The organism is Pseudomonas serbica, from assembly GCF_028823535.1.
GTDB lineage: Bacteria > Pseudomonadota > Gammaproteobacteria > Pseudomonadales > Pseudomonadaceae > Aquipseudomonas > Aquipseudomonas serbica.
The window spans coordinates 760460-780890 of record NZ_JAQIYM010000090.1; the positions used below are offsets into that span (position 1 = coordinate 760460).

Below are 20431 nucleotides of genomic sequence, written 5' to 3' on the forward strand. Positions count from 1 at the left end.
ATGAATTTCCGAAAATTGACGGCAGCTTCGCTGGCCGCCCTGACCTTGTCGCTGGCTACCAGTAATGCGTATGCAATCGCTCATACCAAACAGGAACACTACACGGCGACCTACAACACCAGGGTGTTGACCTTCAAAGTGACACTCAACGATTCCCGAGCCACCGATGTGGACTGGAGCCGGTTACGGGAAGATGCACGCCAGATTGACCAAGGGGTCGAGCTGAAGCTGCGTAATACCTACAAGCGTGATCAAGAAATCGACCTGACCGAAGCACTGCTCAGCAGCAATCTGAGCACTACCGCCTTCGAAGATGCCCTTTCTAAACAAGGCAAAGTGGAAAAAGCGACGGAGAGCGATGTGCTCGTAGGCGGGAACGGTAGTCCGATGCCGTTTGATAAGGATACCGTTACGGCCATAACTGCTAAGGAATGCTTAGGTGTTCAGGTTGAGCCTGGTTTTATTCAAATGCGGGAGCGAGTGAAAGTAACTCCGACAGCGGGTAGACAGGAGAAGGTTATCGTCAGTTACGACATCGAGTTTTCCGGCAAGGTTCATAGGGTGATTTGCCAGGAGCATGAGGTGCCACGTACTGGTTACGGTGACGCGGATGAGTTGTCGGAGTACCGTCGCCCGGCAGTGACCACTGTCCAAACCGTGACCGATGAAGAGCTCCCGGTTAATCGTCATGCCGCTATGACGGTGCTTGAGCAAGGACAGACATTGGCGGTCTCTGGCTTCCACCTGAAATCAATTAACTCAAGCTCGCGTTACGCGGAAGATGCCAAATCGAACGAAGTGACTGTGGTGTTGATCCAGATCGTTCCAGCCGATTAATCGACCTTTCTACCGAAGGTAGGCTTGCCAGCGGCTGCATCGCTGGCTTCAACCCCTCAACCCGTACGGAAGCACCCATGAAGATCAAGAAACTGACCGCTGCGCTCTGTGCGGCCTTTGCACTGACCACGCTGGCCGGGTGCCAAGCCTCATTCACCTTCAGCGAATCCTCGTCATCCGGTGTTGTGCTGTATCGCTCGGTGGGCCTGGTCTCGACCCTCTATAGCTTTAAAATGCCGGATGGCCCAGGTGTGATCGACTGGAGCAAGATCGGAGCTGTAACGAGCACTGAAGGGCCTGGGACAGTGATCCTGCCGAAAACATTGAAGGCCGAAGATCTCATGGATGGCCTGCGCAAGCAGGGTGAACTGACCTTTATTACCAGTTCCATTGGCTACGCAGAGTTTGGGCAAGATGTGCCAATAGGGCAGGGTGCGACCGGTTACATGGTCAAGAAGACCTGTGATGCGAGTAAGCATGAAGCTGAACCCATTTCACCAGTGGCCTCAGTCCAGACCCTGCCGGGAAATCCCCCGAAATCTTGGGTGTCGTTCGATTCGAATTTCGCAATGCGCGATTGGCAGCAGCGGATGAGCAGTTGCTGGACTGTTGAGGAAGCTCGACAGGTCGAAAGTAATCCCTACGCGAAGCACCTGGTCGTGATCAGCGGCGGGGAAGGCATTGCAACGGCCTGGCCGGAGAAGACGTCTTCTGGCCAACCTGCCGGCAAGACTCTAACGCTGATGGTTCTACGCCCGCTGTTGATGGAGTGATGCGCTGCGGGCTACCTGACCAGCTTTAGGCTGGCCCGCCGTTCGTTAACCGTCAGTTCTTGGATCTTCTCCCGGACAAGCCTGGCGCTGTTGATCGAAATCTCAGCGCCGACATGGTTACCGCGATTGCGAAGCTTCTCCGCTTCCTGTTCCAGGGCTGCAGCGCCAGCCTCCATCACCTGTTGATGCTGAAGCGCACGGCGTGCGACGGCGATGCTCAAGCCCTCCCGGTGTTTGGTCGCCAGGTGCAGGGAGTCTGCCGCAACGCCAATAAGCCCAGCCAGCAGCGCGTCATAGCTTTCCTCGCTGTATTCCTCATCCGGTTTCTCAAGGTACAGCTCCAGACCGGTCGCTGCCGTTTTCAGGGCGGACAATTGGCGCTGCAGTTCTTCCTGGTCGGCGAGGTTCATCGGTTGTCCTGACCCATGGCTGGTGAATTACCATCATTCTACATCACGAATTCGGTAGCTGTCTGTGACGTGTGTCGCGGTGGAAACCACCTGATCTTGTTTGTGATGGCGGGCCAATGCTAGTGTCAATATAGGCCTTAAAAGAACAATAAAAGACAAGGACACTGGCCAATGAGCCTAGTATTTGACGAGCCGATTGAGATCAATCTGGCCGAGCGCACGCCTGGCAATCTGAACTCCCCAGTTATGGAGGACACTCCGACTGCCTACCGTGATCAGGCATTCGTGGTGGATGTGGTGCAATTCAATGTCGCAGAGCACGCACACGCGCCAGCTGACAGCTTTGGCACGATCATGAGCAACGGGAAGGGTTCTGTGCAGGCACTGATCGATTCGTCCCAGAGCATGAAGGACACGATCAGTGTTCACACCAGGGTCATTGACCGGGTGATGGAGCAACACGGCGGGCTCAAGAACTACAAGCCTTCAGCCCTGTTCGAAACGCCAGAGGCCCTGGTTGCCAGCATTACCGGGGACGCGTCACTGGCCAGTCTGTTCAAGGCCCAGTCCATCGCGAAGGGGCTTTATCCAGCCGGCCCTCTGTCGGAGAGATCTCGAACCATCGTGGCGGAGTTTGATGGTTTGCCGAGTAGAGGCTGAGCCGGAACACCGCCCCAGCAAAAGAATCGTCACTCAGGTGGCGATTTTTTCTTTTCAGGCCATGAACGAATCGGCCCGCTCGACCACTGCTTCCAAGCGCTCATAGACAGCCGAAATTTGAGCGGCGTCGAACTCCTTGAGCGCCGATAACTTGGAGACTTCTCCAACGAAGCCGCGCAGGGCTCCCATTTCGGTGTCCGCCAGCTTTTGCTCATCATCCGATAGTGCCTGGCCGGAGACCCGCGTTTGCAGACTTTCAGCGGTTCTTTCCAGCAACATGATTTTGTCGACGATTGAATCCGTGAGCATTTCTTTGTGCGCTGCATCCATGGTTTTAACATCCTCTGGTGGTGCCGTAATGGTATCATCGGTTGCCATGAATTGCCCGAGCCTGCATTAGCGATTTCGGGTATGTACTGTAGGCCTCATTTCCTGCGGAATCTGCATGACAAACCAAGAAATACTGGATGACTTCGGCCACCTGGTCGGCAAAGCTTATTCCGAGTGCCTTCGAATGGACATCGCCGAGCAAACGGGTCGCACCGTGCGCTACTGCGGTCTTGTCCTGGAGACGGAAGATCACAGGTCGGATCGCCTGAACATTCGGGTCAACAACGACGGCATCATCAGCGGGTTTTTGTTCATCTGATGGGTGCCTTCGACCACATACAAAAGATAGGATAGGGAATGATTAAGCAAGTATTGCTGTTTTGCTCGATGCTCTGCGCGTTTCCAGCCATGGCTGAGGAGAATGAGCACTTTCTTCCGCCGCTGCCATGCTCAGGCGTGGTGGAATCAGCCAGCGACATCATGGGGAAATTGTACTCGATTGATACAAATCTGATCACCGTTGACGTCCTAAGCGTCAGTAAGCTCGAAAACGACACCGAGCTGACCTCCAAGGTGATGACGACCTATCAGGGCCACCAATGCGATATGGTATGGTCGACGCCGACGATAAACACTGCGATAGCCTTCTGTGCGCCTGAATTGTCATCCCTTTCTTGCAAGGCCGCTTCTCCAAGTCAAAAGGAACTGGACGAACTTGTTCGGTTGAAAAAAATGCGTAAGCCTGCAGATGCCAAACCAGGTTCTAGCTATGTACAGCCGTTTCCTTGAGCCTTGCATGGCCAGGCGTTAATGTTGACCAAAATCAGCCGTAGGGAACGCAGATGGAAATCTTTGATTTTTTGCGCATCGACAAGCCGCTTGAGCAGTTGGAGTCGAGCTATTTCGCCATTCTCTCAGACATGATCGAGGACTGTTTCGGCGGGACGAAGGCTGAGCTGGGCCAGTTCTCCGATTTTCTGCAGGAAACGTTCATTGCGCAGTTGAGAGCAGTCTCCCCTGAAGTCCGTGCGGCGATTGTCCAACACCAGCCAGTTTCCACGGAGCTGCGCCAGGCGTATGTACTGGGTCAGTTGTCGCTGGCGCAGAGTTTGATCAGTTCCATTTGCAGCAAGCGTGTTGACGATAACTTTGAACCGACCCTGCTGGAGCGCAAGTATCGCGATCTGCTGAAGCTCCTATTGGCCAAAGACATGACCGACGCAGAGCTTGCCGAGCTGACCGCCAGCACCCCGGAAACCATCAACCGCAAGATGCGGCGCTTACGCATGATCGGTGCCGCAGATTTCCGGAAGGATTTTCGCAAGGATGGTTCGCACGTGATCAACTTCCTGACATTGCCGGCGAAGGGTGTCTTGGAACACCACCGTATCAGGCCGAAAGCAGTGCGTGATGGCATTTAACGGACGGACAGTCGTTGCTGCCTGGAAGGCCTGATCTAGAATGATATCTCGTAGGCCGATTGGCTTACTCGAATGTGCGTCAAAAACACAGGCGAAGTGCAGTAGTGTGCACCCCCCGTTTCGAAAGATCCGGGGGTTTTATATGGGGTTGTCGGCGCCTGGGCCTAGCTGGATCGCGCTACTCAGCGGCCTTAGCTGCCCGGCGATTCTTCGCATCGCTGATCGAGAACACCGCCGCAGTCTTGAACGCTGCATCGGATTGATTATGCCGATTTGCAATGGATAAGAGCAGATTTTCCCGGTGTTCCTGCACGATACTTTGGGTATTTTCTAGCTCGGCATTGAGCTGGGCCAGCATGCGGGCATAGCTTTTCTCAGGATGGGGGTCATCACTTTTGGTGACCCAGCCTTGTATCAGCGAAGCCGCTACTCTCAAGCTGGTCAGCTGGCGGTTCAATTGTTCTTTGTCGTCGGTGTGCATTGGCAGCCCTGGGTGCAGAAGGTAGTGAATCGCCATGATTCTACACCAGATTCACCGGGAACGGCTGCCGTCAGCATTTCTGCACGGGTCGGTTACTTGATTGCATGCTCTTTGACGCCGTAGCCACGGATGCCGCTCAGCTGGCCGTTCTCGAAGAACACCACCACGTTGCCTTCCAGATCGTCGCGGATGCCGTAACGATGGATGTAGAAGTCCACAATAGCCCGGCCATCGTCGGTGAGCGGGACGCCTTTCTTGAAGGTGAGCCACTCAACCCGATCTTCGAGATCCGTGTCTTCCCAGGTGCCGTCAGTGCTGCGAGTGACGCGAGCGATGTTGATGCTCGACTCGACGGTGTGATCTTGCATGTTCAGGCGCACGCCAGGTTGCAGCTTGATCTGATCAGCCTTGATGCCCGACTCTAGAGCGGCGGCAGCCTTGATGACCTTGCATTGCGCCTGGGAGGGCTTCCAGATCTTCGCCGGCGTGTTCATTGTGGCTCTCCCTTCAACTCTGGCTGCGGGATGTCCGGCAGTTGGCTCCAGTAAGGATTGAAGGTATCTGGACGAGTCATCCAGACCGTGTTGTCGTTGCACCGAGCAATGACCACCAACTGATGATCCTTGGTTTCGGACACCTTTTGGTTGATCGCGGTGATTTGTTCGATCTTGCGTGTCTGATCCATCTCGGATTTCCTTTTATTTGCGCGGCTAGGGCGGTGATTTGGTGCCAATCCAGGCCGTAAACTGTGGCGCGGATAGCCTGGTGGCAAATTACCATCCTAAACGACGTATCGGCAATATATGAACTATGAATTGCGCTGTTCAATTCGAATAATTCGATTATGATGGAATTCATCTTCCTACCAATGCGGTGCTTGCCATGCCAACCCTTTACACAATCCCCGGCGCTTTCGAGCGTGCAACCGCTGAAAAGGCATTGCCACCCCTGCGTGACCTGCTTGATACGGGCGCAGTCACTCACCGGATACGCCTGTTGGATGAAAACGTTGAAAGAGAGGTCGAGGTACCGGCTATTGCGCTCTGGCTGCTTCAGCATGCGCTGGAGGAGATTGCGAAGGGTAACGGTGCTCAAGTTGTGCCGGTACAGGCCGAACTGACTACACAGGAAGCGGCTGACCTGCTAAACGTGTCCAGGCCCTATCTGATCAGGTTGGTTGAGGCGGGCGCCATCCCTTTCACCAAGGTCGGACGTCATCGCCGGCTGCGCCTGGTGGACGTTGTTGCGTACAAAACGAAGCGAGACGCGGAGAGTGCATGGATGATGAATGCGCTGGCGGAGCAGGGCCAAAGCATCGGGACGGTGTAAAAGCGATGGCAGGTCGGACAGGGGCCGTCTAATTGAGGGCCCCCATTCGTTGTTCAGCGACCGCTAGCAGTCATGACGTCACCACCCTGCATCAAAGCGTCGAGAGCGCCGCGAAGGGTGTCACCCTTGAACGTCTCGGAAATCGGCGTCAAATCCCACGTGACCTCCGCGTGGTAACCATCCACGACATAAGTAAACTCAACTTGCTTGTGGAGTGTCTGGTGGCGCTCAATGAAGTCCAGCATCTGACTGTCGGTGAACTGATATTGGCGGGGGATGAATTCCCCTTCCATTGGCGGTGGAGCGACGTCAAAAGTCTGCTCTGGCGCCGTTACTGGGGTGACCGCGACGACCTGGATTTCTTGAGGATCGTCAGGCATCGAAATTCTCTGACCGGTAATCTCATCGAACTCTTCGCACAGCATCACACCGTCGACCCATAGCCAGTGGCCTAGTCGACTGTTTACCGACGGTTTGTACTCGGCAATTGTCCAGACGCCTTTATATTTGACTCGGTAGTAGCCTTTTAGTCGTTCCATCTTTTCTATCCTTTTAACGCTGAATTATTGTGTTCTGTGTTCAGGGGGCCGGTTTCAATAGTCCTGCTGCGATCATGTAACTGACCAAAATCATATTGCAGGTTGTTTTTATTTACCGTAGTAGTCACCTTTAAGCTGTTCATACAGGTTAGCAATCAGATCAAGGTTACTTGAGGAATTGTCGAAGTCTACAATATTGCCAAAGTGTGCACTTGAAATAGACCTCTTGATTTGCGCTCTCTTGGCGCTGTTGCTTTTCATGTGCTTGATGCGTTTTTCAGCAACCACGGGGTCAATGTTCCTGAATTTCACCAGACGCTCATGGCGCACTGCGTCTTCAGCGTTGACCAAGATCACATGGTTGTTGCAGAGATTGAGCAGGTCACTCTCAACAAGCAAAGCTGCGTTGATCAGCACGATGCCTTTCTTGCCACGTAGTTCCTGGCGTAGCAGAACCATGACAGGGTCTTTGAAAATGTTGTTCAAAAAGTCAACATGCTCCTTGCTGTTCTCGCTGCCGAAAGCGATCTGCCCAATTTTTGACCGGTCTAGCGTTCCAAAGTGATTTTGGATTTTTTCACGAATGTCTTTGTAGCCCGGTTTATCTGATTCATATACTTGATGGGCCAGCTTATCAAGTTCAATGTTGTGAACCAGCGGGTTGCTTTCTGATACCGCATGTTGGGCCTCGGCATAGATAGCAAGTTGCTCGGCAACGTATGATTTCCCAGATCCCATTACGCCTGTTACCCCGTAGACAAGCTGGTGTGAGATCTTGCGTTCGAGCATTTTCTTAACTGGGAGCGGAACATATTCATGAATGAGTCCGTTCTCGGCCTGTAGTGCTTTCACGTTGCTGGAACTTACATGTGCAAGCTTGGAGCGTGAAAACATGAAAAAAGTATCAATGTTCATCTGAGAGCCATTGATCTGATCGAGGGCTTGTTCGGCCACTGCATCCGAGGCGTTTCTGATGCCACGAACAATGATTGTGGCACCTTGTTCAAATGCGAAATCCACAAGCAGGCCTTCGAAGAACATCACCTCAACATTATTTAGATGGGAAAGCGATTGTTTGGCAACAGCTATCCGCTCATGAGGAGTCAGCATGTATTTTTTGTTTGGATTTACACCAAGCCCAACAATGAGATGATCAAACCCAGCGGCGGCTCGGTTGATGATGTCAATATGACCAAAAGTGATAGGGTCACCCGAAAGTGCGTAAACGGCAGTAATCATGATGTGCTTCTCCAATTGCTTCAGATATTTAGACCGGCTGGGGCAACAGGCCGGATGTGATCATGTCGATAACCGCCACACGCTCGAATTCCACCCCATGATATTTTGGGTTGGCCAGCCAGCGTTTCACAGCACCGCAGCCTTGGGCAGTCATCTGCTTGGCATTGCGAGGATCGCGGCTGAGCTGCGGGCCGTCGTAGTTGGCCTGGTCGGCGAAGCTGTAGTACTCGCCTTTTGCGTTGCGCAGGGTGTAAAGCTTGCCCCTAACGGCTGTTTGAGCTGGTGCTGGTGCTACTTTCATATGAAAAATTCCACTCAGGTCGATCAGGCAGAAACCTTGGTCATCTGGCTCCGGCAAAAGAAACAGGTTACCTCGTTGGCATCCGTCGTCGTTTGAGGGCGCACGTAACCGCACAGCGTTCCTTTGAGGCCTTCACGGTGGTACTGCTCTCGCACGTGTTCGGGCATCAACGGATCAGCGGTGACCCAGTAGTTGTACATGTGCGTTTTAGCGCGGGCAGAAGTCGCCATGGGTATGCCTACTTTGTTTGCGGTGTATTGACGTATGGCGTCACTTCGAGCCCGGCGTCATCAATTAGTTTGTGATTTTCTTTAGCCAGCAGTACAGCTTCGGAATGGTGCCGGGCCTGAACTGGGTCTTTCTGCTCGCCGTTCAAAGCGACTTGCCAATATAAAAGATCGCCAACTTCCGCGCAGCGGCCTACAAGGGGCAGCCAACGGCGACCCGTAACTTGCATCCAGGCGTGTGAGGTTACCTGCTGCTGAATGGCGCCACAGTGCTGACACTGGCGGTGAGGCTCGCCCATGAGCATCTTGCCGGGGCCCCAGGATGGGTGCGTGTACGGTAGCCAGTCGTGCGCCATGTAGATATCCTCTAAACCGGTGAAAGGGTGGGCCTGGTTGCTATCCCAGTGTGCGACGCTGCTCCAGCAGCTCGGCACGGGTCTGCCGGGCATGGATCTCAACCTCGCCGGACTCCGTTCGAATAAAGCGCAGGCTGATATGGCAACTCTCGCAGCGATCATTCACGGCAGATTGGGTCGCCGAGAGGTAATCCTCGACAGGATCGCTCTGCGGTTGTTTGCAATCCGGGCAGCAAGCCAGTTGGCAGGCCTTGAGCGTGATGAAAGGTAGAGACATACGACATTCACTCTTTTGCTGTGGCTGGTTGACGAGCATGCCTACCGGCCAATAACCTGTACACAACGCACTTTCGGTTCTGCCGATTTTGCCCAATCTCCGAGGCCCGCCTGAGCAATCTTGCGGGCTTTCGTGTTTCTCGCTACCGGAAAAGTTTTTCCAGAAAGGTGCAATTCCTTTCTTACAGCTTCGTCCAGTACGGCTTATCGTCAGGAATCGGCTGAATAAGGCCTTTCTGGCGCTGCCGGATGAGTAGACGGTCTGTGGCACGCATTTCAACCGCATCAGGGACGCCGGCCTTAATAGCAGCTTCACGGACATCGGAGGCGCGAAAGCGCTTACCCATTACGCTGAGCATGGCGCTGATTTGAGCCTCAGTGATCTCGATTCCTTCAACCTTCATGGTCACTTCCTTAAGTTGGATAGCAGGTTACTCGAACGGACAGAAGATTTCGCCGTACTCGCCAAACAAACGCCTTTCCAAGATCGTCAGGCCCTTGATGTTTCCGACATAGATCTTCGGGCTCTGGGAGGACAGGAAGGCGGCGCCGGGGGAGTGCTCCAGCCAGTGATCAGCCGTGCCTGAGGAGAACTCGAGGTTCAGCTTGTCGGACACATCGATGCCATGGAGCAGACCATGCTGGAACGCCAACAGCAGCGACATGGCGGCCTGGTGGTAACCGAACGGCACGTAGGACACTCCCCACGAACGCTCATAAATGAACTCCCGTGTCAGATCCGCCTCATTCAGGGGAGCTGGACGACTCATATGAACGTCGCACATCTTCCACCACATCTCCTTGGTGATCTCTGGTGTCTCAGGCATCTGCATGCTTCCCTATGAACAAAGTGGTCATTCGCCGTGCAACCATTGGCTGGCGGTAATTGTCTCCAGGCTCTCCCACTCCTGCAAAGTCGGCTCACGGTGGTCTACCCAGAGCAGGTTCGCACGGGCCTCTACCTTTCGGCGTTCATCCACGGTCTCTGCTGTCACGACAAACCATTGGCCAAACTGCTTAATGGCTGTCGCATTGGCGTGAATTGTCATCGTCGACCATCCGAAAACTAAAATAATGGATTGAGCTTCACCTGGCAGCGTTAAAACTTAACCCGGCTGTATACCCGATACTTAAAACTCGCGGGGTTTTTGCTTGGACTTAAGAATAAATCCCTAGAGTCATACGGTCAAGACTTATCGCATGAATTGACGCGCAGGTTTTGTAAGCCGATTGCCCTGTAAGTAAAGGGCTTTGGAGGTGGTTGGCGGTCGAGGTCAGGGTTAAGTCGGTTTAAGTCCCGAGGTTTAAGTTTTAAGTCTTCTCCTCTTACTGACTCTCTATGTACTCCCCCTACAGGTCGGACAGAGGGGGCGGATGCGGGGCAGGGTTTCTGCGTTGCCTGGCGGCCCGCGCTGTCGTGAACCGAGCCCTGCGGTCTCGGCCCTTCGGGCTTCCATCGCTAACGCCACCTACGGGAGTTACGCAGAGAAAAAAGTAACTTTTCAGGCCGGTCGAATTTAAGTTGATGACCCGCTTGCGCGTATAACGCTAGAGGTGTACATTGAACTCATAGAAGAAATGGTGGCTTTACGCCAGTTAAAAGAATTTTGAGGGATTCAGCAAATGCAGACATTGAGCGAGAAAGAAAACGCGTTGCTCCTGACGGTTGCGCTTCCAGACAATGACGACTGGCGATTGCCGGAAGGCAATGATGAAGTGATCAAAGAGCTAAACGAAGTGCTCGTCGCAGCGCTTGAATTCGCCAAAGCTGGCGACCGTACCTGGGGCGATATTGCCGAGGAAATCTTTCCTGCTCTCGCCAAGCTCGATGCAAAACATTCAAAGCTCGGGATCCTTGAATCCGATGGCTACACGACTGTTGCCAGGTTCTTCGCAATCAACCTGAACACAGCGATCTACGATTACCTGCGTTACTACGACGGCGCTCAAGCCTAAGCATCAACAAGGAATTCATCATGGCCACCAAAAAACTGACCCAGGCTGAGCAGGACGCAATCTACACCTGCAAGCACTGCGGAAAGCTCAAGGGGAAGCACCAGCTAGACACCCTGCATTGCCCGGTACCGGCTGCCGAAGGCGAACCCGTGACATTTCATGCTGAAAACACTTATCAGCTGATTTTGCGGTATCGCTGCAAGCACTGCGGGAAGGTTGAGGCTGATCACCAAGCAGGAAAATGCCCGATCAAAAGCAGTTCGCGTACATTCCTGCACTTTCACCCGGAGCAGAAGTACGAGCCCACCGAGAAAAATCCGGTGAAAATTCGTTTTGTACTTTAAGACTCTGACCTTGAGTAAGGAAAACACGTGAGCACTATCAACATTGCAGGCCTCAACAAAGCAGAAGTCCTGATTGCGCTGTTCCATGGATCGCAGAAGATCCGGCTCGGTCGGGTAGTGAGCAGCCTGAGCATGGAAAAGGCCGAGAGCTTGTTGCAAGGCGACTGCTATTTCGACTACCTGGATGGCTTTGTGATGAAGGTCGACCTTAGCTCGGACGAAGTCGAAACCTGGCTGTATGACCGCGACCTTGGCGCTGGCGCTTTTGAATCGGCCATCTCTCAATTGCAGACCGTTAAAAAATGACCGAGTCCACTGCTTTGACCGTCCAGCAGTTTTTGGAAAAGCACAGCCCCACACCGCTCACGCTCACTGCTGCGAAAGATATCGTCGCCAGCAGCGTGACCCAGTGGCATAACTTCGGCCAATACGACACGCCGTCAGGCAAGCCAGGCTATTTGCTTGGCCTTCGAAATGAGAACGGTCTCTGGGGCAACCTCCACGAGTGCTTTTACGACATCGCCAATTTTTCCGTCGACGAGGTCGAGCGCTGGGAAGGAGACATTCGTGATCTCGCAGGAATGACCTCTTCAAAATATTTCCTGCAGGGTTTTGACTGCCTGGATCGTTTTGTGGAGCTAAATTATCCCCATCTGGTGGAAGAAATCAGCCAAGAAAGCCTTTCCAAAGCGCTGGATGATACTGATTTACGCGTTTTGATGAGCGGGGAAGGCGTTTTCCGTTTCTACGGCTGGGACAATCGAATGTTCCTGGACGGAGAAGTCGGTATTGAGCGGCTTGCCGCTGCTCGCTATATCGCCGGCAAACTGAACACGAAAGTCCCGCTTACCGGGGCTGTACAAAGCCACCATATCAGCAACAAGTCCGTGCGTGGTCTCAGTGACGACTACGAGCTGTATGCGGTCGCGAAGTCTTTTGAGTTGGAGCTCGATTTGTTCCATACCATGCGTGAGTTCGGTGCTCCATACTTTCAGGCTGCTTTGCCGGCTCCCAACCGAGGCACCGTGATTTTGCTACCAAAACACGAGCCCAAATCGATGGCGGTTGCAGCGCAGTTTGCCCAAGCGGACGTGACGGATCTTGGACTGCACCTGCTGGCCTTGTCATCGAACCAAGCTTTTGCCCCGAACACTTGATAGTTCGATAAACTCGATCTCAACTGAAAACAAGGACGCACACGATGAACCAAGAACTGATCAAAATGCAGAATCTCACTGAGCGTGAGCAGGTCGACTTCGCCGCTAAAGCCGTAGGCCTGACTATCGAATGGCCGCGCATGGATGATATGCCACCGGCGATCATGCCGTCGTTTGAGTACTGGCGCCCAAAAACCAACGGCGATGATGCGCTGGCGCTGGCGGCGGCCCTGGATATTCAGATCGAACAGATTGGCAAAACCAGCGGCAAGACCACGGAAGTAGTTTGCCACCCGAGAGGGCGATTCGACTGCGCCGTCACTGTGTTGCATGGTGACGACAAGGTAGCCGCCACCCGTTTGGCGATCTTCTACGCCGCCGTGCTGCTGGGCATGTCGATCAAAGAGTAGGTCGATACAAGTGAAGGTGACCAGGGTCGGCCACGCGGTGGCGCTAAAGCTTTCCGGAAAAACCGAGCAGACGCATCCGTATTTTTGATCCTTGAGGTCGGCCTTAGGACGGGAGCAAAGCGATAGCCGCTGGCGCGGAATGGGCGATTTCCCCCTGATCAATCCCCCTGCTCGCCAGGCCTCAGCCCTTCAAACAAATGTATATACAATGTATATACAAAATGCTTGCGGATCTTGCTGGCTTGGGGCTATTCTCGACTCTCAGCAGGAGGTGGTTATGCAAGTGAAAATTCAGCAGTGGGGCAATAGCGTCGGCATTCGATTGCCGGCGACGGTGCTCAAGCAAATGGGCTTGGTCAGTGGCGATCTTCTGTCGCTCGATGTGTCTGCCGAGGCGATGACGCTCAAGCCGCTTAACGTCAGGCCACATTATCGTCTCGCCGACCTCGTGGCTCAATGTGATCTGACTGCTCCAGAACCTGCAGATCTCGCCGCCTGGAAGACAATGGTACCTCAAGGTCGTGAAGTATGAGCGGAGCCAAATTCGCCCGAGGCGACATCATCATGGTCATGATGAGTGCTGCCGGTGATGAATACGTCGAGTCCCGGCCTGCGCTTGTTCTTACACCTGCGCTGTACAACGCCAGCGGACTCGCGCTTGTGGCTCCGATCTCCCTGGGTGGCGACTTCGCAAGGCATGCAGGCTTTGCAGTGCCTATCAGCGAGTACTTCGGCACGAGTTCGCAGGCTGTTGTTCTGTGCAATCAGGTCTTCACTGTTGACCTTGTGGCCAGGGACGCTGTTTTCGATGGGTTGCTACCTATCGAGGTGGTTAACGATGTCCTGGCACGCATTCAGGCGCTCATTGATTAGCAGTATAGGAGTTTGGAATGGATTCACTCGAACACCCGCTGCACATCAAGGACTTGCTCAACAGCGACAAGGTGAGCAGTACCCAGGCGAAGAGCCTGATCAAATCAGGCTGGCAACTGCGCAGCCTGACGGAGCGCGATTGTTACTGCTCATTCGGTGCGGCGGGCCTCTACACCCACTGCCTGCACGACGGGCAGCGTGGTTTGCGCCAGCTCACCGACAAAGCCATCAAAGGTCTGAAGCTTGTTGATCCGTCGCCAGCGCCCGTCCTGTTGTTCGACCAGACATGGGTGATCCTCAAGGTTCCGTTTGAAAACAGGGGCGAAGCTAAAGCCGCTGGCGCGGAGTGGTTACCAATCTTCAAGCACTGGGGTTGCACACCAGCTGAGGCCGAGGAGGGCGGGCCGCTCTTGCACTGGCTGACGTCCCCGCTGATCACTGCAGCCGGCGAAGAAGACCGCCTGCTACTCAGCGTACCAGGTGATGACGTTGAAGCTGTAAAGGCCGCTGGCGCGTTCTGGGGACTTAACGATACCGGCAATGGCTGGTATTGCTTCCGCACCCAGGCCGAGAGCTTCGAGCGCTGGATTAGCTAGGCCCTGATATTTTAAAACTCAATCACTGACGTAATAACTTTTCTATAAAGGTTTCAGTTCATGTCATTGGTCAAAATAGTTAAAGGTGAACCGGTCATTGTTTTCAGTGACTTGCTGAAAGAAGTTGCAGCTCGAACAGGGAAAAGTATTCACGATTTTAATAATTCTGGCTCACATTTTGATAGGTGGGCTAGAAGAAAAGGTTATCGTGGAAAAGATCCAGAAGGGAAGGCGATTGGATCTTCACAGATTTGGTATTCCGAGTACCGAAACGATCCAGCTGGGGAAGTCAAACGACCTCTCTACCAGAATTTCTGGCACGTTTGGAGGGTTTTTGCCAAATTCAAATCGGTTGGCGGTAGTAAAAAACTGGTGATCTCTGCAATCCACGAAAAAATCAAAAAAGCCACCGGAAAACCTAGCCGTAAACAGGTGCAGGATTATGAATTTGTTAGGCAATACATTGATAATCTCTCGGAAATTGATGACCAGAGCCGTATAGCATTGCATCGCCAATATCTTCGCAGCCACCAACAGGATTTCGAATTGGCATGGACTGAAGAGATATTTGAAGTTATTTACGACCTGGTCGGTGAATACAAAAACGATAAGGTTCGTATTATGTATTAAACCGCTGTATTACCGACCGGTTATGCCTGGTTCTGACCGGGTATTTGTTGACCGATTGAGCGGCGGATCCTTCAGCCGCAGAAAATCCTTAAACTGTTCAACTGGACTGGCACCATGAACCTAACATTCGAAGAAATCATCGAGCTCGAAAAGAACTTTCGCCACATCGACGACGATAATTTTGTCGCCAAAGTGCGCCTGGAGGTTCGCCGCCACGTAAATGCTCTGTTCGACAATAATGGCAATTTTGTCATGCGCAATTTCGACGCCCACCGCTCGTACCGTTATGATGTCACCGATCCGAAGCTTCCATGGCAGATGGAAAGTCGACGGATGCACGAATTCCTCTTCGACGATGACGGCAATCTGCGTGAAATGGTTGCCCATGAATTGCCAGGTGTGATCGACGAGCGCGGCTTCACCTGGCGAAGCAAAGCGGTGCATCTGCACTACGCCAACGAACACGGCAAGACAACCAGCGGGTCGTACCCGGCGACCTGGATGGATAAATAAACGCTAGAGATTCATTGCACTCTTCCTAAACCACCATTATCCTGTACGGAGTTACAGTGCATAAGGGTTTGGCCAACTGCTTTATGCGGTTGGCCTGAGTTGATGATTTCAAGGTGCCGAAGATGCCCCAAAGCAATCTGTGACACCAAAGGCCTTGGAGGGCTTGCCAGATGAGCAAAGAAGAATGCGTCCAACGTGCACGGAACCTGAATCACCAGGCCATCGGCTACCGCATCAGCGGGGAAAAACGCCAACTCAAGATCGCTGCTGAGTTTCGCATGCGACGCGACGAGTTCATGAAGCAAGCCCGAGCGGCTTAATCGGATCGCCCTCGGTGCGCCGGGGGCTTCAAGGCCTTCAAAAAGGAATTCACTGTGAGTGACGACACACTGGTCAAAATCCCCCGCGAAGCGCTGCTCGATCTGATCAGTGTCGCTCGTTCGGTCAATCGCGGTAAACAACACGAAGTTCGCCTCCCAGGTGAGGACGAACCTTGCTACTGGCAGCGCAAGGAATGGGTCGACTGGGCTGTGGAGGCCGGCGAACTGGTTGCCGCAGAGATGAAGCGGCTTAATCCCGAATCCATTCTTGCCAGCAAGCCGACAACCGAACAGGAAATCGCCGTGAGCGCCGAAAGCGATGCCCGCAGCTGGATTGAGTTCTCGCTTGGCGGTGAGCGTTGGTCGTTCGATGGCGATCAGCTGGTTTTATGGGATGGCGAGGAAGAACTCTTCATGTTCCATTCATATCATGGCCTGGCTGAGCCAACCAAAGACACGGTGATCGCCTACGTCAACCAGCTACTGTCATCGAAGGCTGGCACTGATGGCCAGTAAAACCGTCTTCAAATCTTTCGCGGCAAGGAAGGCCGAAATCCTAAGGCGCAACCGATGGATCAATCGCGCCTGGTACGAACTGACCGGAGTCTATTTCTTGGGCGTCCCAGTGCCATTCTGGCTTCTTCTGGTTTGTGTCCTGCTCCCCGCTATGACCCTCTACGTGGGGGCGACATCCTCGCGGCCAACCTATGTGTTCTGCGACGTCAAGGGCATGGCTTTCGCCAACGCCTCAGAGGCTGGCAGCATTCCTTGGATGGTCACTGCTGACGGAATAAAGAACGGCGATGAACCCGGAGCCATGTCAGGCACCCAAATGACCTGCGACGAGGCGATCAGGGTTTTTGACCTTCGCCAGTCGGAAGCCCATCACCAAAAGAAGGATCAGTAATGTTTTCCAAGAAATCCAAGTTCGGTTTTCCTACAATCGGTCTGATCGCGGCGTTCAGCCTGATGCCACATGTTGCCCAGGCTGAAGGGCTCGGCAGCTTCCTTTCGGAACTGACTCAACCGCCACTCCCCAAGCCGGCGCCGCAGTATCGATTTGTGCGCGATGCGATGAGTAAGCTGACTGCGGACGAATACATCTCCTTCAGCCCTGCCAATCCCAAGGCTCATGTTTATGTGTTGGCGGATGCCTTTTGCCCATGGACTCGTGAACTGCACAAGAGCGTGCCTGAGTTCAATGCCAAGGGCATCGAGGTGCGCTACGTCGCCGCTCCGGACGGGAGCATAAGCGGGCCGGCCTGGACGGCATACAGGAACATCTGGTGCAGCAACGACCCCGCAAAAGCATTTGATGACGCAATGAAGGGGAGAGCGGTAAAGGCATCGACCTGCGGCGATAACAAGCTGCGCACCCTGGCGGCCCAAAGTCAGTTCATGCAGGCTATGCCCACTAATGCGACCCCAACGACTTTCTTCCAGGATGGCTCCTGGATTGAGGGCACAGACGCGCAGATCGTGTCTGCCTTGCCAGATCGTGCCATTTTGGGTGCAAAAATTGTCGGCCAATACGGCGCTCGATAAGGATTTGATGCGATGACCACGATTGATCCAGCAGGCATTGATATCGATGCGATGGTAGAACAGGTTTTTCTTGGAGTGGAGGACGCCGAAACGAATGAGGCTATCCATGCCGGGCTTGTCGCTCAGGCCTACACCATCCGTCTTATCGCGAAGGCATGCGAGGGCACGAAAGTGTTTGCTCGCGCTGAAGTTCAGTTTGAAGCCTCCAAAAGTGATTTTGAATCGATCACTGAACCTTCGCAGAGGCTTGCAAACGCCTGGCTGGAATTCCTGGTGAAATTCGTCGATGCGCCAACCCAGTTACACCGGCTGACCACCATTCGATTGTGTTTTCCGCTGGTGGCTCATTACCTGCCGAATGAATCGGTAATGCCCACTGGGCCTGTCCTACTCTGAGTCGTTAAGGAAAATCCGGATGGAAACCACGGTGGAAGCTGCGTTCGAGAAAGGTCTCTCCGTTGGCAAAGAGGGACGGGCGCAAGGTGACATGTCGATCACGGCTTGTCGGCATGCCTGTCCGTGGCCAAAGGACGATATCCTGCGCCGGGCGTACATCCGAGGCTGGAAAGTCGGCACCGGTCGCGTTGATCCAGAAGAAACATCAAAAATCATCAGTACGGACGATAGAAAATGAAGCGCATGACACTGGTGTTGCTGGCGGCGCTCAGCCTGTCAGGTTGCGATATAGCAAAGGATATGGCTGTAAGGGTTGGCACTGAGTTCGCAAAATTGTCGCCGGATACAGAGCCAATGACTATCGTGTTCTGGCCTTACACCAAGTTCATGATCGGCGGTAAACCTGCGATGGTAGTCGGAAATGAAATCTGCCCACCGGTAACCACCTTTTTTGGTGATGTGGATCCGGCTGTAGGCAAACCGCTGTGTACGTTCGTTACACCAGAAACAAAATCGGTATTGGTGCAGGTGTTGCTGCCTGAAAACTTGTCGGTTGAAGTCTGGTCAGTCGAGCGCTCTGATGACCGAACGGTACTCCGTCGTGCGGATGGCAGCCTTATCGGTGCTGCCCCTCAAAACGATGAAGGTGAGTCATGATCGAGACCCAGCATGAGCCGAACTGTGCGTACGTCGCCAGCGACCTTCCAGTGCCATGCACCTGCATAGCCGGAAGGCTCGCTGCAAATCCGTATATCGGCAAAGGTGACCTTGAGTCAGCCTGGGTTAGGGGGTACCGTGGCGAAGCCGCCCAGGCGCCAGCACCGGCAGCCTGGACTGAGGCCTTTGAGGCCGGACGTGAGAAAGAACTGGCCGACCGGGCTGAGTTGCTCAACTTTTTCTGCTGACAGGGACGAACAGATGACCGATAAAACTATTGAATTGACAGTCACGCTCACCGAGCGGCAGGTGAAAGATCTCCAGCGCTTTCATGAGACCTCGGAAGACGGGCAGGGGTATGACGTTCCCGCCGAGCGTATGACGTCGCTGGCGCGTGCTGGCATGATTCGCTCGACGGGTTTCTCACGCTACGAGTTCACGGACGTGGGTTCTTCGGTGATCCAGCGCCTGAGCGCGAACGAAGACAAGCTGGGCCTGGACGAGCGCCTCAAGGCCGCCAACCTGTACTCGGTGGCCGAGTTGCTGGCCAGTGGGCCGCTGGATGGGTTTCATGTACACGCCGGCGTGCACAACCTTGAGACGTTCCGTCAGTGGCTGGAAATGCGACGAGGCGAGATGATGCGGTTGCAAGCCCCGTACGACCTGAAAGAAAAGCCAAAAGACGAGATGTACGAATGGGTGTTTTCGCACTCTGCGGCTTTCAGCGAGGTTCACATCAACTTCAAAGCCGCCATCGCCTCGCTGGCGCCGGCGCCAAATCCAACGCTGAACTGACTTAATTGCCGGAGATCTCAATGACAGAAGCGAGCACTCAAACCCTGAAGGCTTACCAGGTCGGTGATTACGACATCGTTGCAGCGTTCACGCCGGAAGGGGCAATCGAAATTCTGTGTGAGAAATTCGGTTATCCACGGGAAGACTACACCATCGATGAAGTCCAGTTGGTAGGCGATAAGCACCTCGATTCCCTGGATGTGTTTAACGTGGACGAGGGAAAAACTGAAAAGCTCGAAACATCACTGCGCCAGGACGTGGCAGCCCTGAACGCGCCAGCGTACATCTACGGCTGGGAATGAAACACTGAGGCTGCACCCCGGCTAAGGCATCATCACAAGACAAGAAGGACAGCACCATGCAACAGAACATGGCCATCCAGACTAAAGGCCCGATCTACAAAATCTCGGACGAAGATCTGCTGCAATTTTCGCTGGTTGGCGGTAAAAACCAGGCATTCGAATTCAGCAAGCAATTCGTATGGGTGGCTGAGTCTTCTACCGAGATCGAGTATCACCACGGTGGGAAGATCTTAAAAAAAGGCGCCCATTACAATGACTACTACGGATTTTTTACGTCCCTGAACCACAAGGAAGCACACGATTTCGCTGAATCGTTTGGTATTACCGAGGAGAGCTCGCTGGTCTTGGTATGTAGAACATACGTTCATCTGACTCCATACCTTGACCAAAATAAGGCTCATAATGCCGACAAACGTGCCGGCCAGACACGTCACTTTGAACAGATCCCTGCGGAATGGTTGCAAAAAATTCAGCCAGGTGAAGATAGTACCCAGATCTATCGCAGCATCAAGGAACCGGTGCTACTGACCAGCGAAATAACCTGGTCGAGCAAGTACTCGCCCGAAGAGAACCTGGCTCTGGCTGAGGCGTTGAAAGGTCGTTTTCCCTGCGAAGACTTTGCGGTAGTGGTGTGATTGACGGCTACCAGGTCGCGCTTTACCATCGAATGTGCACTATCCTCACGCATCAGGCCGGCCATGTCCGGTGCTGCGCACCAGTGGACTGTTGTTAAAAACCCCCACGCCTCGGGTCGGATT

At 53.6% G+C, this 20431-nt stretch carries 42 protein-coding genes; 28 read left to right on the plus strand and 14 right to left on the minus strand.

Going from position 1 to position 20431, the window contains the following annotated elements:
- Window positions 1-837 carry a hypothetical protein gene (locus NQL71_RS34605; RefSeq protein WP_274644111.1) on the plus strand — a complete coding sequence of 279 codons (837 nt, stop codon included), beginning with the start codon at window positions 1-3 and terminating at the stop codon, window positions 835-837.
- Window positions 838-914: 77 nt separating this feature from the next.
- Complete coding sequence (locus NQL71_RS34610; RefSeq protein ID WP_274644112.1) at window positions 915-1610, plus strand: hypothetical protein; 696 nt, start codon at window positions 915-917, stop codon at window positions 1608-1610.
- Window positions 1611-1621: 11 nt separating this feature from the next.
- On the opposite strand, the gene NQL71_RS34615 is transcribed toward NQL71_RS34610, so the two are convergent.
- Window positions 1622-2020, minus strand: a complete 399-nt coding sequence (locus NQL71_RS34615; RefSeq protein ID WP_274644113.1) for a hypothetical protein — start codon at window positions 2018-2020, stop codon at window positions 1622-1624.
- A gap of 171 nt (window positions 2021-2191) precedes the next feature.
- On the opposite strand from NQL71_RS34615, the gene NQL71_RS34620 reads away from it, so the two are divergent.
- Complete coding sequence (locus NQL71_RS34620; RefSeq protein WP_274644114.1) at window positions 2192-2680, plus strand: hypothetical protein; 489 nt, start codon at window positions 2192-2194, stop codon at window positions 2678-2680.
- Window positions 2681-2734: 54 nt separating this feature from the next.
- On the opposite strand, the gene NQL71_RS34625 is transcribed toward NQL71_RS34620, so the two are convergent.
- Window positions 2735-3058, minus strand: a complete 324-nt coding sequence (locus NQL71_RS34625) for a hypothetical protein (RefSeq protein WP_274644115.1) — start codon at window positions 3056-3058, stop codon at window positions 2735-2737.
- A 67-nt stretch (window positions 3059-3125) separates the two neighbouring features.
- On the opposite strand from NQL71_RS34625, the gene NQL71_RS34630 reads away from it, so the two are divergent.
- Genes NQL71_RS34630 through NQL71_RS34640 form a run of 3 tightly spaced genes read left to right on the plus strand, consistent with a single transcriptional unit; the run spans window position 3126 to window position 4431 of the window.
- Window positions 3126-3329: a hypothetical protein gene (locus NQL71_RS34630; protein ID WP_274644116.1), complete on the plus strand. Its 204-nt coding sequence runs from the start codon at window positions 3126-3128 to the stop codon at window positions 3327-3329.
- A gap of 38 nt (window positions 3330-3367) precedes the next feature.
- Window positions 3368-3799 carry a hypothetical protein gene (locus tag NQL71_RS34635; protein ID WP_274644117.1) on the plus strand — a complete coding sequence of 144 codons (432 nt, stop codon included), beginning with the start codon at window positions 3368-3370 and terminating at the stop codon, window positions 3797-3799.
- A 53-nt stretch (window positions 3800-3852) separates the two neighbouring features.
- Entirely contained in the window at window positions 3853-4431 is a 579-nt protein-coding gene (locus NQL71_RS34640; protein ID WP_274644118.1) for a helix-turn-helix domain-containing protein, read from the plus strand.
- Between the two features lie 178 nt (window positions 4432-4609).
- Here the strand turns inward: NQL71_RS34640 and NQL71_RS34645 are convergent, their stop codons facing one another.
- From NQL71_RS34645 to NQL71_RS34655, 3 genes are read right to left on the minus strand one after another with little or no spacing between them, the layout of a single operon-like run.
- Window positions 4610-4948, minus strand: coding sequence for a hypothetical protein (locus tag NQL71_RS34645; RefSeq protein ID WP_274644119.1), 339 nt, complete (start codon window positions 4946-4948; stop codon window positions 4610-4612).
- A 56-nt stretch (window positions 4949-5004) separates the two neighbouring features.
- Window positions 5005-5406, minus strand: coding sequence for a hypothetical protein (locus tag NQL71_RS34650; RefSeq protein WP_274644120.1), 402 nt, complete (start codon window positions 5404-5406; stop codon window positions 5005-5007).
- Window positions 5403-5597, minus strand: coding sequence for a hypothetical protein (locus NQL71_RS34655; protein WP_274644121.1), 195 nt, complete (start codon window positions 5595-5597; stop codon window positions 5403-5405). The genes NQL71_RS34650 and NQL71_RS34655 overlap by 4 nt, the downstream gene beginning before the upstream one ends.
- A gap of 197 nt (window positions 5598-5794) precedes the next feature.
- On the opposite strand from NQL71_RS34655, the gene NQL71_RS34660 reads away from it, so the two are divergent.
- Window positions 5795-6241 (plus strand): helix-turn-helix domain-containing protein, encoded by a 447-nt coding sequence (locus NQL71_RS34660; protein ID WP_274644122.1) that lies wholly within the window; start codon window positions 5795-5797, stop codon window positions 6239-6241.
- A 53-nt stretch (window positions 6242-6294) separates the two neighbouring features.
- On the opposite strand, the gene NQL71_RS34665 is transcribed toward NQL71_RS34660, so the two are convergent.
- From NQL71_RS34665 to NQL71_RS34705, 9 genes are all read right to left on the minus strand, one after another.
- Window positions 6295-6780 (minus strand): hypothetical protein, encoded by a 486-nt coding sequence (locus NQL71_RS34665; RefSeq protein WP_274644123.1) that lies wholly within the window; start codon window positions 6778-6780, stop codon window positions 6295-6297.
- Window positions 6781-6888: 108 nt separating this feature from the next.
- A complete protein-coding gene (gene coaD / locus NQL71_RS34670) occupies window positions 6889-8019 on the minus strand; it encodes a pantetheine-phosphate adenylyltransferase (RefSeq protein WP_274644124.1) in 1131 nt (376 codons plus the stop codon).
- A 28-nt stretch (window positions 8020-8047) separates the two neighbouring features.
- Entirely contained in the window at window positions 8048-8320 is a 273-nt protein-coding gene (locus NQL71_RS34675; protein WP_274644125.1) for a hypothetical protein, read from the minus strand.
- A 23-nt stretch (window positions 8321-8343) separates the two neighbouring features.
- On the minus strand, window positions 8344-8550 hold the full coding sequence (locus NQL71_RS34680) for a hypothetical protein (RefSeq protein WP_274644126.1): 207 nt from the start codon (window positions 8548-8550) through the stop codon (window positions 8344-8346).
- Window positions 8551-8558: 8 nt separating this feature from the next.
- A complete protein-coding gene (locus tag NQL71_RS34685) occupies window positions 8559-8903 on the minus strand; it encodes a hypothetical protein (protein ID WP_274644127.1) in 345 nt (114 codons plus the stop codon).
- Between the two features lie 40 nt (window positions 8904-8943).
- Window positions 8944-9180: a hypothetical protein gene (locus tag NQL71_RS34690; protein WP_274644128.1), complete on the minus strand. Its 237-nt coding sequence runs from the start codon at window positions 9178-9180 to the stop codon at window positions 8944-8946.
- Window positions 9181-9361: 181 nt separating this feature from the next.
- Window positions 9362-9583 carry a hypothetical protein gene (locus NQL71_RS34695; RefSeq protein WP_274644129.1) on the minus strand — a complete coding sequence of 74 codons (222 nt, stop codon included), beginning with the start codon at window positions 9581-9583 and terminating at the stop codon, window positions 9362-9364.
- Between the two features lie 27 nt (window positions 9584-9610).
- Entirely contained in the window at window positions 9611-10006 is a 396-nt protein-coding gene (locus tag NQL71_RS34700) for a hypothetical protein (RefSeq protein WP_274644130.1), read from the minus strand.
- Window positions 10007-10033: 27 nt separating this feature from the next.
- Window positions 10034-10228, minus strand: a complete 195-nt coding sequence (locus tag NQL71_RS34705) for a hypothetical protein (RefSeq protein WP_274644131.1) — start codon at window positions 10226-10228, stop codon at window positions 10034-10036.
- 574 nt (window positions 10229-10802) lie between these two features.
- Here NQL71_RS34705 and NQL71_RS34710 point away from each other — a divergent pair.
- The 21 genes from NQL71_RS34710 (at window position 10803) to NQL71_RS34810 (ending at window position 20308) form a co-directional block, all read left to right on the plus strand.
- Window positions 10803-11135, plus strand: a complete 333-nt coding sequence (locus tag NQL71_RS34710) for a hypothetical protein (protein WP_274644132.1) — start codon at window positions 10803-10805, stop codon at window positions 11133-11135.
- A 20-nt stretch (window positions 11136-11155) separates the two neighbouring features.
- The gene (locus tag NQL71_RS34715) at window positions 11156-11479 is read left to right on the plus strand and encodes a hypothetical protein (RefSeq protein WP_274644133.1); all 324 of its coding nucleotides are present in this window, start codon (window positions 11156-11158) and stop codon (window positions 11477-11479) included.
- A 27-nt stretch (window positions 11480-11506) separates the two neighbouring features.
- On the plus strand, window positions 11507-11785 hold the full coding sequence (locus NQL71_RS34720; RefSeq protein WP_274644134.1) for a hypothetical protein: 279 nt from the start codon (window positions 11507-11509) through the stop codon (window positions 11783-11785).
- Window positions 11782-12636 carry a DUF6685 family protein gene (locus tag NQL71_RS34725; protein WP_274644135.1) on the plus strand — a complete coding sequence of 285 codons (855 nt, stop codon included), beginning with the start codon at window positions 11782-11784 and terminating at the stop codon, window positions 12634-12636. The genes NQL71_RS34720 and NQL71_RS34725 overlap by 4 nt, the downstream gene beginning before the upstream one ends.
- Window positions 12637-12680: 44 nt before the next feature.
- Window positions 12681-13046 carry a hypothetical protein gene (locus NQL71_RS34730; RefSeq protein ID WP_274644136.1) on the plus strand — a complete coding sequence of 122 codons (366 nt, stop codon included), beginning with the start codon at window positions 12681-12683 and terminating at the stop codon, window positions 13044-13046.
- Between the two features lie 277 nt (window positions 13047-13323).
- A complete protein-coding gene (locus NQL71_RS34735) occupies window positions 13324-13578 on the plus strand; it encodes an AbrB/MazE/SpoVT family DNA-binding domain-containing protein (RefSeq protein ID WP_274644137.1) in 255 nt (84 codons plus the stop codon).
- The gene (locus NQL71_RS34740) at window positions 13575-13919 is read left to right on the plus strand and encodes a type II toxin-antitoxin system PemK/MazF family toxin (RefSeq protein ID WP_274644138.1); all 345 of its coding nucleotides are present in this window, start codon (window positions 13575-13577) and stop codon (window positions 13917-13919) included. The genes NQL71_RS34735 and NQL71_RS34740 overlap by 4 nt, the downstream gene beginning before the upstream one ends.
- A 17-nt stretch (window positions 13920-13936) precedes the next feature.
- Window positions 13937-14515 (plus strand): hypothetical protein, encoded by a 579-nt coding sequence (locus NQL71_RS34745; RefSeq protein WP_274644139.1) that lies wholly within the window; start codon window positions 13937-13939, stop codon window positions 14513-14515.
- A gap of 60 nt (window positions 14516-14575) precedes the next feature.
- Window positions 14576-15145: a hypothetical protein gene (locus tag NQL71_RS34750; RefSeq protein ID WP_274644140.1), complete on the plus strand. Its 570-nt coding sequence runs from the start codon at window positions 14576-14578 to the stop codon at window positions 15143-15145.
- A 114-nt stretch (window positions 15146-15259) separates the two neighbouring features.
- Complete coding sequence (locus tag NQL71_RS34755) at window positions 15260-15658, plus strand: hypothetical protein (RefSeq protein WP_274644141.1); 399 nt, start codon at window positions 15260-15262, stop codon at window positions 15656-15658.
- Window positions 15659-15828: 170 nt separating this feature from the next.
- Complete coding sequence (locus NQL71_RS34760) at window positions 15829-15978, plus strand: hypothetical protein (protein WP_274644142.1); 150 nt, start codon at window positions 15829-15831, stop codon at window positions 15976-15978.
- A 54-nt stretch (window positions 15979-16032) separates the two neighbouring features.
- Entirely contained in the window at window positions 16033-16494 is a 462-nt protein-coding gene (locus NQL71_RS34765; RefSeq protein WP_274644143.1) for a hypothetical protein, read from the plus strand.
- Window positions 16484-16885: a hypothetical protein gene (locus tag NQL71_RS34770; protein ID WP_274644144.1), complete on the plus strand. Its 402-nt coding sequence runs from the start codon at window positions 16484-16486 to the stop codon at window positions 16883-16885. Before NQL71_RS34765 ends, NQL71_RS34770 begins: the two co-directional genes overlap by 11 nt.
- Window positions 16885-17523, plus strand: a complete 639-nt coding sequence (locus NQL71_RS34775; protein ID WP_274644145.1) for a thioredoxin fold domain-containing protein — start codon at window positions 16885-16887, stop codon at window positions 17521-17523. The genes NQL71_RS34770 and NQL71_RS34775 overlap by 1 nt, the downstream gene beginning before the upstream one ends.
- Window positions 17524-17535: 12 nt before the next feature.
- Window positions 17536-17919 carry a hypothetical protein gene (locus NQL71_RS34780; RefSeq protein ID WP_274644146.1) on the plus strand — a complete coding sequence of 128 codons (384 nt, stop codon included), beginning with the start codon at window positions 17536-17538 and terminating at the stop codon, window positions 17917-17919.
- Between the two features lie 19 nt (window positions 17920-17938).
- Window positions 17939-18157, plus strand: a complete 219-nt coding sequence (locus tag NQL71_RS34785) for a hypothetical protein (RefSeq protein WP_274644147.1) — start codon at window positions 17939-17941, stop codon at window positions 18155-18157.
- Complete coding sequence (locus tag NQL71_RS34790; RefSeq protein ID WP_274644148.1) at window positions 18154-18576, plus strand: hypothetical protein; 423 nt, start codon at window positions 18154-18156, stop codon at window positions 18574-18576. Before NQL71_RS34785 ends, NQL71_RS34790 begins: the two co-directional genes overlap by 4 nt.
- Window positions 18573-18824: a hypothetical protein gene (locus tag NQL71_RS34795; protein WP_274644149.1), complete on the plus strand. Its 252-nt coding sequence runs from the start codon at window positions 18573-18575 to the stop codon at window positions 18822-18824. Before NQL71_RS34790 ends, NQL71_RS34795 begins: the two co-directional genes overlap by 4 nt.
- Before the next feature lie 13 nt (window positions 18825-18837).
- A complete protein-coding gene (locus NQL71_RS34800) occupies window positions 18838-19371 on the plus strand; it encodes a hypothetical protein (RefSeq protein ID WP_274644150.1) in 534 nt (177 codons plus the stop codon).
- A 20-nt stretch (window positions 19372-19391) separates the two neighbouring features.
- Window positions 19392-19673 (plus strand): hypothetical protein, encoded by a 282-nt coding sequence (locus tag NQL71_RS34805; RefSeq protein ID WP_274644151.1) that lies wholly within the window; start codon window positions 19392-19394, stop codon window positions 19671-19673.
- 56 nt (window positions 19674-19729) lie between these two features.
- Window positions 19730-20308, plus strand: a complete 579-nt coding sequence (locus NQL71_RS34810; protein WP_274644152.1) for a hypothetical protein — start codon at window positions 19730-19732, stop codon at window positions 20306-20308.
- Window positions 20309-20431 lie beyond the last annotated feature (123 nt).